10 protein-coding genes are annotated in these 12,065 nt (G+C 65.3%); 2 read left to right on the top strand and 8 right to left on the bottom strand.

What is annotated here, in order from left to right:
• Positions 1–54 precede the first annotated feature (54 nt).
• From ACIGJG_RS27645 to ACIGJG_RS27615, 7 genes are all read right to left on the bottom strand, one after another.
• Positions 55–516 carry a DUF2127 domain-containing protein gene (locus ACIGJG_RS27645; RefSeq protein WP_011300449.1) on the bottom strand — a complete coding sequence of 154 codons (462 nt, stop codon included), beginning with the start codon at positions 514–516 and terminating at the stop codon, positions 55–57.
• Between the two features lie 81 nt (positions 517–597).
• Positions 598–1,032, bottom strand: coding sequence for a hypothetical protein (locus ACIGJG_RS27640; RefSeq protein WP_011300450.1), 435 nt, complete (start codon positions 1,030–1,032; stop codon positions 598–600).
• Between the two features lie 98 nt (positions 1,033–1,130).
• Positions 1,131–1,688, bottom strand: a complete 558-nt coding sequence (locus ACIGJG_RS27635; protein WP_041680486.1) for an SRPBCC family protein — start codon at positions 1,686–1,688, stop codon at positions 1,131–1,133.
• A 97-nt stretch (positions 1,689–1,785) separates the two neighbouring features.
• Positions 1,786–3,285 carry an efflux transporter outer membrane subunit gene (locus ACIGJG_RS27630; protein WP_483673417.1) on the bottom strand — a complete coding sequence of 500 codons (1,500 nt, stop codon included), beginning with the start codon at positions 3,283–3,285 and terminating at the stop codon, positions 1,786–1,788.
• Positions 3,286–3,296: 11 nt separating this feature from the next.
• Positions 3,297–6,488 carry an efflux RND transporter permease subunit gene (locus tag ACIGJG_RS27625; protein ID WP_483673415.1) on the bottom strand — a complete coding sequence of 1,064 codons (3,192 nt, stop codon included), beginning with the start codon at positions 6,486–6,488 and terminating at the stop codon, positions 3,297–3,299.
• 117 nt (positions 6,489–6,605) lie between these two features.
• Positions 6,606–7,838, bottom strand: coding sequence for an efflux RND transporter periplasmic adaptor subunit (locus ACIGJG_RS27620; RefSeq protein ID WP_011300454.1), 1,233 nt, complete (start codon positions 7,836–7,838; stop codon positions 6,606–6,608).
• A gap of 188 nt (positions 7,839–8,026) precedes the next feature.
• The gene (locus tag ACIGJG_RS27615; RefSeq protein WP_140949482.1) at positions 8,027–8,956 is read right to left on the bottom strand and encodes an alpha/beta hydrolase; all 930 of its coding nucleotides are present in this window, start codon (positions 8,954–8,956) and stop codon (positions 8,027–8,029) included.
• Positions 8,957–9,285: 329 nt separating this feature from the next.
• Between ACIGJG_RS27615 and ACIGJG_RS27610 the strand changes: the two genes are divergently transcribed.
• Together ACIGJG_RS27610 and ACIGJG_RS27605 are read left to right on the top strand one after the other, a co-directional pair.
• Positions 9,286–10,227, top strand: a complete 942-nt coding sequence (locus ACIGJG_RS27610) for a LysR family transcriptional regulator (RefSeq protein ID WP_011300456.1) — start codon at positions 9,286–9,288, stop codon at positions 10,225–10,227.
• Positions 10,228–10,320: 93 nt separating this feature from the next.
• On the top strand, positions 10,321–10,863 hold the full coding sequence (locus ACIGJG_RS27605; protein WP_011300457.1) for a superoxide dismutase family protein: 543 nt from the start codon (positions 10,321–10,323) through the stop codon (positions 10,861–10,863).
• Between the two features lie 131 nt (positions 10,864–10,994).
• Here the strand turns inward: ACIGJG_RS27605 and ACIGJG_RS27600 are convergent, their stop codons facing one another.
• On the bottom strand, positions 10,995–11,987 hold the full coding sequence (locus ACIGJG_RS27600) for a LysR family transcriptional regulator (protein WP_011300458.1): 993 nt from the start codon (positions 11,985–11,987) through the stop codon (positions 10,995–10,997).
• Positions 11,988–12,065 lie beyond the last annotated feature (78 nt).

Genomic DNA, 12,065 nt, shown 5'->3' with positions numbered 1-12,065 from the left:
GTACAAGCGGGCTTCGTCGGAAGCCCGCTTGCTTTTGGGAATGGCGCAGCGAGCTCAGGTTTTGACTTCGTGGCGCGCCAGACTTTTGACGAGGTACAGCACTACCAGCAGGTTCGCCGCCGCCAGGCCCGCATGCATCCAGCTAGGGTGCGCCAGCGCCTCATAGAGTTCGATCGGCAGGTAAATGCCGCCTGACCACACGCCAAGCCAGTTGCCCCAGGCCAGCCGATGCCAAAGCCCCCAGGCCTCCGCAAACCGCATCAGCGCATAAACGGCTGCGGAGCCGCCAATGGCCCACAAGCGGGCATCGCTCGGGTTCGAGAGCAGCGACAGGAAGATGGTGGGATAGCGGCTGGCCGGATTGATATGGAGCCGCATGATGATCGATTCGGCCAGCGCCTGCGCGTCCCGGTGCAGCAGGGCCACGAGCCCGAGCCCCGCAACGATGACCAGCGCGCCTTTGGCGGCTTCGAACAGCGCAATGCTCCTGAGGCCAACTAAGGCCGGTTTTGCCATGGCGAAGCTCCGGGGTTGTGATGCAAGGCCCATATTGTGCAATACAGGCTGCCCGGGTTCCACCTCTTGTCAGCGATGACGTCAGCGCCCGTAATAGCGCTCGCGCATGGGCCCGTCCGCGTCGATGCCGCCACTCGCTTCCAGCGGCCCGTCAACGGTGAGTGGGCCATCTACCAGCAGATCGCCGTTGACGACCATCGTGCCATGTACGGTAACTGGCCCATCGAAGACCTTGTAGTACCCGCCCGCGTAAGGCAGGCCACGGGCTGCGGCGGGCCCAGTGAAGTACGCGGCCGTCAACGGCCCGCGCGCATGGACGCGTCCGGCGACCACGAGGGGGCCGTGCACGACCACCGGCCCTCGCACATGCGCGGAGCCGCCAACGGTCATCGACCCGGTTTCTTGAGGCTGAGCGTGCAAGGGAATGGATGCGCACAGGGCCAGTGCGGCCAGCAACGCCGACGCCATGCCACCGTGCGGGCACTTCATGCGAGTCAAAGGAAGCATAGTACTCATGACAGGTGTCCGTGGGGCGGACGCTCGTTCAGTAGTGATATTTCCAACTTAGTGGGGATGCAACGGCCGCGCAAGCGACGCGCTGGCGCAGCACCCGGTCAGCGCCGGGCTTCCAGCGTGGCCTTGAGGCGCCTGACCGCTTCGGCCGACTCCGCCTCGATGCGGGGACGGAGCACCACGCGGTTCAGCAGCAGGAACAACAGCGTGGGCGACTGATAGCTGAAATCGCGCTCGAAGCGCGTGCTTTCCTCGGTGGGCGTCAACGACGGCGTCAGCGCCGGGGTCAGCGTGTACGCGACGGTGCCGGCCTTGCGGCCTTCGATCTCGCCTTCGATCGTCCATGCGCGCGGGGGATCGCGCTTCGTCACGGTCCAGATGACCACGCCGCTGCGCCCGGCTACGACGAAAGTCTCGGTCACACGCTCGCCGGGCAGCAAAGAGTGATCCGTAGCCCCCTTCACCCCCAGCGATGACGGATGCCAGGCAGGCCAGTTGCCGGGCGTGGATACATAGTCGAACACCACAGCCGGGGGGCGCGCGATGACCGCTTCATTGTGGATGCGGGTGGTATCGGTCCACGGTAACGGCACGAACAATGCCGCAACGCTCACGGCCACGGCGATGAATATCCAGAACAGCGTCTTGTGTCGGTGCATGGCAGGTGCCGCGCGCATTCGGGAGCGGCGCAATGCATTCAGTGTAGTGATCCGATTGCATCGCGCCACCCCTGCGGCACTTGCCGGGCGCCCGATATTACTGCGCGGGTGCCGACGCGGACGCCACCGACTCCGGCACCGGCCCCCAGCCGCCGCCGAGACTGCGCACCAGCGCCACGGTCGCCGCCGCGCGCAGCCCGGCCACCGCATTGGCATCGCGCTGCGATTGCAGCACGGTCCGGTCGGCATCGATCACCGTCAGGTAATCGACGGCGCCCGCGTCATAGCGGCTGCGCGAGGTACGCTGGGCGCGCCGGGCACCCGCCAGCGCGCTGTCGAGTGCCGTGGCCTGCTGGCTGAGCCAACGTACATCGGCAAGGCTGTCCTCGACCTCGCGGAACGCCACGAGTACGGTCTGCCGGTAGCGCGCCACGCTCTCTTCATGCGCAGCGCGGGCGCCGGCAAGGTTCGAGCTGTTGCGGCCGCCGTCGAATACGGTCTGCGCCACCGTCGACCCCAGCAACGGGCCAAGCATCCATGTGCGCGACGACCACTTGAACAGGTTTGACAGGTCCGCCGACTCGAAGCCGAACAGCGCCGTGAGCGAAATGCGCGGGAAAAACGCTGCCTTCGCCACACCGATCCGCGCATTGGCGGCTGCCATCTGCCGCTCCGCTGCCGTGATGTCAGGGCGGCGTTCGAGCAGTTCCGACGACAAGCCTGCCGGCACCGCCACAGGTGCCGTGTCGAACGGCTTCGCGGCGAGCCCGAACTGCGACGGCGACACGCCGGTCAGCACCGCCAGCGCATGTTCCTGGTTGGCGCGGCGACGCTCGATACCGGCCAGGTCGGCTCGCGCGGTGCCGAGTTCGGCTTCGGCGCGGGCGGGGTCCAGATCCGTCGTTTCGCCTGCTTCATAGCGCTTGCGCAGCAAGTTCAGCGCATCTTCACGCAGCTTGATTGTCGCGTTGAGCAGATTACGTTCGCTGTCCAGCGTGCGCAGCGCAAAGTACGCCTGCGCCGTGTCGGCTTGCAGCGCGAGCTGCACCGAACGGTACAGGTCTTCGGCGCCCTGCTCGTCGGCGCGGGCCGCGTTCACGCTGCTGGCCACACGGCCGAACAGGTCAAGCTCGTAGCTGGCAAGGGCCCGCGCCTTGAGCACCGTCTGCGGCGCCACGCGCGTGCCATCCGGCAAACCCTGCGAAGCGGCCGACGGCTGCGAACGCGTCGGATCGAGTCCGACGCTCAGCTGCGGATACAGGTCCGCTTCCGTCGCGCCGGTGAATGCCCGCGCCTGCTTCAGGCGCGCCGCAGCGGCAGCGAGATCCTGGTTGTAGCTGTTGGCCGCGTCGATCAGCCGGTCCAGCTCGGCGTCGCCAAAGATCTTCCACCAGTCGCCGCGATGCTGGCCTTCGGCCGGCGCGGCGGTCTTCCACTGCGCGCCTTCGGCGGCCGCGGCGTCGGCCTCCTTGAAGGTCGCGGCGGTGGGCGTTTCCGGCACCTTGTAGGTCGGCGCCAACGAGCAACCGGCGAGCACCAGCGCGGCGGCCAATGTCGCAAGCCTGGGCAGGTACTGCTTCATCATGTTGTTGTTCATGTCGTTCACCATCATTCTGCCGACGGCACGGCGTGCGATGCCGAAGCACCGGCCGCCGCCGCTTCCCGGCGCTGCTTGCGCGTAGCCAGCAAACGCAGCGCCACATAGAACACCGGCGTCAGGAACAAGCCGAAGAAAGTCACCCCGAGCATCCCCGCAAACACCGCCACGCCCATCGCATGGCGCATCTCCGAGCCGGCGCCAGTCGACACCACCAGCGGCACCACACCCATGATGAACGCGAACGAGGTCATCAAAATCGGGCGCAGACGCAGGCGGCTTGCTTCGATCGCGGCCTGCACCACCGTGCGGCCGTGATGCTCCAGTTCCCGTGCGAACTCCACGATCAGGATCGCGTTCTTCGCGGACAACCCGACGAGCACGATGAAGCCGATCTGCGTGAAGATGTTGTTGTCCCCACGCGTCAACCACACGCCCGTCATGGCGGCCAGCAGGCTCATCGGCACGATCAGGATCACGGCCAGCGGCAGCGTCAGGCTTTCATACTGCGCGGCCAGCACCAGGAACACGAGCAGCACGCACAGCGGGAAGATCCACACGCCCGCATTGCCGGCCAGGATGTCCTGGTAGGTCAGCTCGGTCCACTCGAAGCCGATGCCCTTCGGCAGCGTCTCGGCGGCGATCCGCTCAGCTGCAGCCTGTGCCTGGCCAGACGAGAAGCCCGGCGCCGGACCGCCGTTCATATCGGCAGCGGTGAAGCCGTTGTAGCGGCTCACGCTGTCCGGACCAAAGCTCTGCTTGACCTTCACCAGCGACGACAACGGCACCATTTCGCCGCTGGCGCTGCGTGCCTTGAGTTGCAGGATGTCCTCGGCATGCTGCCGGAACTGCGCATCCGCCTGCACCTTGACCTGGTATGTGCGGCCGAACTTGTTGAAGTCGTTCACGTAGGCCGAGCCAAGATACGTCTGCAGCGTCTCGAACACATCGGTCACGGGCACGCCAAGCTGCTTGGCCTTGGTACGGTCGAGCTGCACGTCGAGCTGCGGCACATTGACCTGGTAGTTGCTGAAGATCCCGGCCAGCTCTGGCGTGGCGCGTGCCTTCGCCATGAACGCGTTGGTCGCGTCGAACAGCGCGTCATAGCCGAGTGCGGAGCGGTCCTCGATCATCATCTTGAACCCGCCGATCGTGCCCAGGCCCTGTACTGGCGGCGGCGGGAATACCGCGATGAATGCATCCTGGATCGACCCATAGTGCTTGTTCAGGTCCGCTGCGATCGCACCGCCGGACAATTCCTTGCCCTTGCGCTTCTCGAACGGATCGAGCGTGACGAACACGATGCCGGCGCTCGGGCTGTTGGTGAAGCCGTTGATCGACAGGCCCGGGAATGCCACGGCCGATTCCACGCCCGGATGCTTGAGCGCGATCTCGGACATGCGGCGGATCACGTCTTCGGTGCGATCGAGCGTCGCACCATCGGGCAGCTTGGCGAAGCTCACCAGATACTGCTTGTCCTGCGCCGGGACGAAGCCCTTCGGCACCATCTGGAAAATGCCCCACGTAGCCAGCAGCATCACGGCATAGACGCCGAACACCGAGCCCTTGCGGCGAATCACACCCTTCACGCCGCGACCATACTTGTCCGAACTCCGGCCGAAGAAGCGGTTGAAGCGCGCGAAGAAGCCGCCCAATACCTTGTCCATGCCGCGCGTGAGCCAGTCCTTGGGCGCGTCGTGACCACGGAGCAGCAGCGCCGACAGCGCAGGTGACAGCGTCAGCGAGTTGAAGGCCGAGATGATCGTCGAGATCGAGATCGTCAGTGCAAACTGCTTGTAGAACTGGCCGGTCAGGCCGGTCATGAATGCCAGCGGCACGAACACGGCGATCAGCGTCAGCGCGATCGCAATGATCGGGCCGCTGACTTCGCGCATGGCCTTGTAGGTCGCTTCCTTCGGCGACAGCCCTTCCTCGATGTTCCGCTCGACGTTCTCGACCACCACGATCGCATCGTCCACGACGATACCGATCGCCAGGACCAGCCCGAACAGGCTCAGCGCGTTGATCGAGAAGCCGAACGCGTGCATCAGGCCAAACGTACCGACGATCGACACCGGCACTGCGAGCAGCGGAATGATCGACGCGCGCCACGTCTGCAGGAACAGGATCACCACGAGCACCACGAGCGCGATGGCCTCGAACAGCGTGTGGACCACCGCCTCGATGCTGTGGCGCACGAATTGCGTCGGGTCATAGACGATGCTGTAGTCCACGCCTTCCGGCATGTTCTGCTTCAGTTCCTCCATGGTCTTGCGCACATCGTTCGAGATCTGGATCGCGTTCGAACCAGGCGCCTGGAAGATCGGGATCGCGACCGCGGACTTGTTGTCCAGGAGTGAGCGCAGCGCGTATTCCGACGCACCGAGTTCAATGCGCGCGATGTCCTTCAGGTACGTGACCGCGCCGTCCGAAGACGTCTTGACGATGATGTCGCCAAACTCTTCCACGGTCTGCAGGCGGCCCTGCGCGTTCACTGACAACTGCAGGTCAGTGCCAGGCAGCGTCGGCGACTGGCCGATCACGCCGGCCGCCACCTGCACGTTCTGCTCGCGGATGGCCTTGACCACGTCCGATGCCGACAGGTTGCGCTCGGCGATCTTCTCCGGGTTCAGCCACACACGCATCGAGTAGTCGCCCGAGCCGAACATCTGCACCTGGCCCACGCCCTGGATACGCGCGAGGCGGTCCTTCACGTTGATCAGCGCGTAGTTGCGCAGGTATGTCATGTCATAGCGATCGTTCGGCGAGACCAGGTGAACCACCATGGTCAGGTCGGGCGAGCTCTTGACGGTCGTGATACCCAGGCGCCGCACGTCCTCAGGCAAGCGCGGCTCGGCCTGCGACACGCGGTTCTGCACGAGCTGCTGGGCCTTGTCGGGGTCGGTGCCCAATTTGAAGGTTACCGTCAGCGTGAGCGAGCCGTCGCTGTTGGCCTGCGAGTTCATGTAGAGCATGTCCTCGACGCCGTTGATCTGCTCTTCCAGCGGCGTGGCCACGGTTTCCGCGATCACTTTCGGGTTGGCGCCCGGGAACTGCGCGCGCACGACGACGGATGGCGGCACGACTTCCGGGTATTCGGAAATCGGCAGCTTGAACATCGAGATGGCACCGATCAGGAAGATCAGCACCGACAACACGCCCGCGAAGATCGGGCGGTCAATAAAGAATTTCGAGAGATTCATCTTGGTTCTCGGCCTGTTTCGGCATGCAAGCCCCCCTGGCGGCCCGCCGTGGCGGGCGCCATGCACATGCGGGGAAGCAAAGCGCCTGACTGTCTGTGTTGGGGCTTGTCTGCCTGCTTAGCTGACGGGCTTGCCTTCGGCCTCGGCGGCCGCCTGCTTGCGGTCAGGCGCGTTGGGGCGTGGCTCCAGTTCGCTGCGGAACGCCATCGAGACGGGCTTCGGTGCCACCGTATCGCCGGGGCGCACACGCTGCAGGCCGTTCACGACGATGCTCTCGCCGGGCTTCAAACCCTTGCGGATCACGCGCAGCCCTTCAAAGGTCGGCCCGAGGTCGACTTCGCGATAGGTCAGCTTGTTGGCCTTATCGACCACGAGCACGAACTTCTTGCCCTGGTCAGTGCCGATCGCGCGGTCGTTGATCAGCACGGCGTCGTGCGGCGAACCGCCCCCAAGCTTGACCTTCGCATACAGGCCCGGCAACAGGCGGCCATCCTCGTTGTCGAACACCGCGCGCACGCGGATGGTGCCGCTGCGCGTATCGAGCCGGTTGTCGATCGAGTGGATCTTGCCCTCGTGCGGATTGCCGTCCTCGTTAGCCAGGCCCAGGAACACCGGCAGGCCGTTCTTGCCGCCGCCGGCACCGGGCGCGGTATAGCGCAGGTAGCTCTGCTCGTCGACATCGAAACTTGCATACACCGGTGAGACCGACACCACCGACGTCAGCGGCGGCGATGCGGCGCCCGCTGCGACAAGGTTGCCTACCGTGATTTCCGCACGCGATACCTTGCCCGATACCGGCGCAACGATGCGCGTATAGCTCAGGTTCAGCTTCGCCACCTCTAGCGCCGCCTGCGCGCCGCGCACGTCGGCGGACAGTTCGCTGGCGGCGTTGATGCGCTCGTCAAATTCGCGCTTCGAGATGGCGTTGTCGTCCAGCAGGCGCTGGGCGCGCGCCTTCTCGGTCTGCGCGTGCGAGGCGCGCACCTGAGCCGCGGCCAGCGCTGCCTCGGCGCGCGCCACTTCAGCCGCGTACGGACGCGGATCGATCGTGAACAGCGGATCGCCCTTCTTCACGATCGAGCCTTCGCGGAAATGCACCGTTTCAATCGTGCCGGAAACGCGCGGGCGGATTTCCACGCGGTCCACGGCTTCGATACGGCCCGAGAACTCGTCCCATTCGGTAATGGTCTTGCCGACCACGTTTGCCACTTCAATAGTCGGAGCCGGCGGCGGCGTGTTGGCATGCGCCTCGCCGCCATGCCATGGCTGCAGCATGGAGGTGGCAACGCCAGCGCCGAGGACGACCACGATGGCAATCGCGATCAACGTGCGTCGATTCAGGGTACTCATTTCTCTTCACTCCTGTTGCGGGTTTTCTTCAACTGGAAAAGCAAAAGGCTGCGAAAGCACGAACGCCGCCGGCCGGGCCGCGGAATGCGGTCCGGAGCTTGTCGGACAGATCAGCAAGTCTGTTTGCCGGATGCCGCGCAGTCCGTCTCGGCGGCATCAGTACCGGCTGGCGTGTTACCCGGAATGCCTCAGCCGGCAGGCTTCATTCCGGACCGGCTTTCGCGCCGGGATGAGGTGTCGTCGGCCACGGCCAGACATCGCCGCAGGAACCGCGCACCTTCGTCTACCCACGACTGACAGTCGTCGTGGGTGTCTTCTACGCCGTCGCCACAGGCGCCAGGCATGATCATGGCCTCGGCCGGCACACCGGCCTTGGCAAGGCGCCCCGCGAAGGCTTCGCCTTCGGCGCGCAGCGCATCGACTTCCGCCACCTGCACCAGCGTGGGTGGCAGCCCTGCCAGCCGCGAGGCCAGCGCCGGCGCGGCATACGGATGCACGCTGGCGGCCGGCGTCGGCAGATAGTCGCGATAATTGCAGGCGAGCCGCTGCAGGGTTTCCAGCGGTACCGCGCCACGGCCCGCGCCGGTGCACGACGCATGCTGCAGGCACGGGTCCGTTACCGGGCGGATCAGCCATTGCCCGCTCGGTTGCGGGGCGCAACGGTCGCGCAGCATCTGCGACAGCGCGATCGCCAGGTTGCCGCCCGCCTCTTCGCCAACCAGCGCAAAGCGTGCCTTGTCCACCTTCAGGCGGCGCGCGTAGCGCAGCACCCATTCCACGGTGTTGTACGCATCCTCCGGCGCGGCTGGAAACGGATGGTCCGGCGCCAGCGAATAAGCTGGCGTCACCACCACCGCCGGAACCGAGGCCGCCAGCATCTGCACGACCTCCTTGGCCCGTTCCAGTCCGCCGTCCACGAAACCACCCGCGTGCAGGTACACCAACCACGGCAGCAGCGCACCACTTTCAGTGGCCGGTGCTGGATATCCGGGCGGATAGCACACGCATACCGATATCTCGCGCTCGCCGCTTGCCACGCTGAATTCCGCGACGCGCGCCTGCTCGTTGCCGGTGGCCGGCGGCGCGGCGGGGGGGCGATGGCTGGGCGACTGGGACATGGGCACCTTGGCGGGCGTGCGGAAATGCGCTGCCACGCCTATCATGTGTTGCGATGCAACGGATTATGGTGATTGACGCCGATGGGATAAAGCGAGAGATTGCCAACGCACTGTTCCGCGATTGGAATAATCGGCCCGCTGAGACCCCACGCATGACAAGGTCTTGGAAAATGTGATTCACTCCCGCTCTCCCGGCTGCGCGGCTATGTCAGCCGCCGGCGTGCAGCCCCGGACCCGGGAAGCCAGCACCACCCCCGCAGCCACTCCATACATTCGCGCAGGTCGCCCCGCTCGGCGAGCCGTCAGGAAACATTCGTCGGAAGCTCATCATGGATCGTCTCGTCTCAATGCAGGCCTTTACCCGAGTGGTCGACATGGGCAGCTTCGCGCGTGCCGCCGACTCTCTCGACCTGCCCAAGGCCACCCTCACCCGTTTGATCCAGAACCTGGAGACGCACCTGGGCGTCAAGCTGCTGCACCGGACCACCCGGCGCATCAGCGTGACCAGCGACGGTGCCGCCTACTACGAGCGGTGCGTGCGCATCCTGGCCGATGTGGAGGAAGCCGAGCAATCGCTGACGCGCCACAACAACTCGCCCAAGGGCACGCTGTCGGTGGACACCACCGCCGGGCTGGCCCGCATCGCGCTGATCCCGCATCTGCACGACTTCTTCGCGGCCTACCCGGAACTGAAGCTGGACCTGACCATCAACGGCAAGCCGATCGACCTGCTGCAGGAAGGCGTCGACGTAGTGTTGCGTGTAGGGGCGGTGGACGAATCCATGGTGGCGCGGCGCATCGGCCAGCTCAAACTGGCGTTCTTCGCGTCGCCGATCTACCTGAATCGTTTTGGCACGCCGCATGAGTTGGCGGACCTTGCCCAGCACAAGGCCGTCAATCACCTGTCCAACCGCACCGGGCGCGAATGGCCATGGCAGTTCACGCGCGGGAACGAGAGCACCGAGATCCTGCTTCCATCCGCCATTTCCACGAACGATGGGGATGTCTACCTGGAATGCACGCTCGCGGGCCACGGGCTGGCCTGCCTGTCGCGCGTGATGGCCGAACCGTACGTGGCCAGCGGCCGGCTGGTCGAAGTCATGTCTGACTGGCAGAGCGAGGAGCTGCCGATTTCCGCCATGTATCCGCAGAATCGCCACCTGTCCGCCAAGGTTCGCGTATTCGTCAACTGGGTCGCGGACATTTTTGGCCGGCACCCGCACTTCGGTGCCGCACCGCAGCAAGGTGGGGTAACGCAGCTGGCCGCGTAGGCGCGCCTGTTATTCGCCGCTCAATCCGCGCCACCGGGTAAGCGTCGCATCCTATACTGTTTCTTCCGCAATAAGGTGAATGGGAGGGTTCCGATGAAACGCACACTTTTCGGCCTGGCGGCCACGGCAGCGGTAGCGATGACCCTGGCGGGCTGTGCCGGCTCGGGGACAAACGGGGGCGGCGGCGGTGCCAAGGCCACCGCGACCCTCTCGCCGAAGAGCGGCACTAATACGGGCGGCACGGTCACGTTCACGCAGCAGGCCGGCGGCGTAATGATGGTGGCATCGGTCACCGGCCTGCCGCCCAATACCACGCACGGCTTCCACGTGCACGAAAAGGGTGACTGCTCGGCGCCCGACGCCATGAGCGCCGGCGGTCATTTCAACCCATCCAGCAAGCCGCATGGGCAGATGAGCATGCCTGACCACCACGCCGGCGACATGAACAATCTCACGGCCGACGCCAATGGCAATGCGCGCGCCAGTATCCTGATGCCTGACCTCAGTGTGGGCGCCGGACCGAACAGCGTTGTCGGCCGCGCGGTGATCGTGCATAAGGATCCGGACGACTACAAGACACAGCCGACCGGCAACGCGGGCGGCCGGATTGCGTGTGGGGTCGTTGCGGCGTCGTAGTGAAGGCGCGTCCGTTCAGTACCCCCCCGAAGACCGCATGCACGCGCTGGCGCAGGTAGTCCCCGGCACTGACCGGCAGATACCTGCGCGCCTCGCCCTTCGATCATCGCCTCGCCGTGGCTTGGGGAACGCTACCGCGAACTGGCGCCCCGCTTAGCCGTTGCGCCTTTCTTGCGGGCCGGCACGGGCATGGCATCGCCCGACACATCGGTATCCGGATATCGGTCGAACGTCTGCTTCACCAGCTGCCGCAGCCAGACGATAGCCGGATCGTGGTGAAAGCGCGGATGCCAGTACTGGCTCAACGCATACGGCGGCAACACCACGGGAGGCTTCACCACGCGCACGATGCCGTAGCGGCTGAAGACGTTCGCGAGTTCCTGGGGCACAGTCGCGATGAGTTCGGGTTGCTGCTCCATCAGCAGCGGGATCGAGAGGAAGTGTGGCGTATGCAGGTAGATGTTGCGCCTGAGCCCATGGCTTTCGAATGCCGCGTCGTACGACGGGCTCGTACGGCCCGCGAGACTCACTGTGACGTGCGGCATCGACTCGAACTGCTCGATCGTCAGCGCGTCGCGCACCTGCCTGTTCTTCGTGCTCACGATGGTAACGAAGCCATGCATGAACAACTGCTGCCGGAACAGCGACTCCGGCGCCGTCTGCACCGAGCCTAGCAGCAGGTCGGCATCGCCCGATGCCAGCAGCCCTTCGATCTGCGGCACCGGCACCTGCAGCGTTCGCAGCTTGCAGTGAGGCGCCACCACGCGCAGCCGTTTCATCAGCGGTGGCAGGAACACCAGCTCGCCCATGTCGGTCATGCACAGCGTGAACGTGCGCTGCATCGTGGCGGGATCGAAGCTCGCCTGCGGCAGCACGCGCGTGCGCATGGCCGTCATGACGTCGAGTACGGTTTCGGACAGCGCTTCCGCCTTGATGGTGGGTGTCATGCCAGCGGCGGTCTTGACGAACAACGGATCGTCGAAGAACTCGCGCAGGCGGTTCAGCGCGTGGCTCATCGCGCTCTGCGTAAGCCCCAGCTGCGCCGCGGCGCGCGTCACGCTGCGCTCGCGCAGCATCGCGTCGAACACCGTCAGCAGGTTGTAGTCGAATGCGTCAGTATGCATGACATACATTCCTTCTATGATCAGCATGTGATTGACGCATATTGGCGCGCTGCCTAACCTCCTGTCAACACGCCTCGC

This window comes from Cupriavidus sp. C1SS-2L (assembly GCF_057073735.1).
This window is presented reverse-complemented; position numbering and strand designations above follow the sequence as displayed.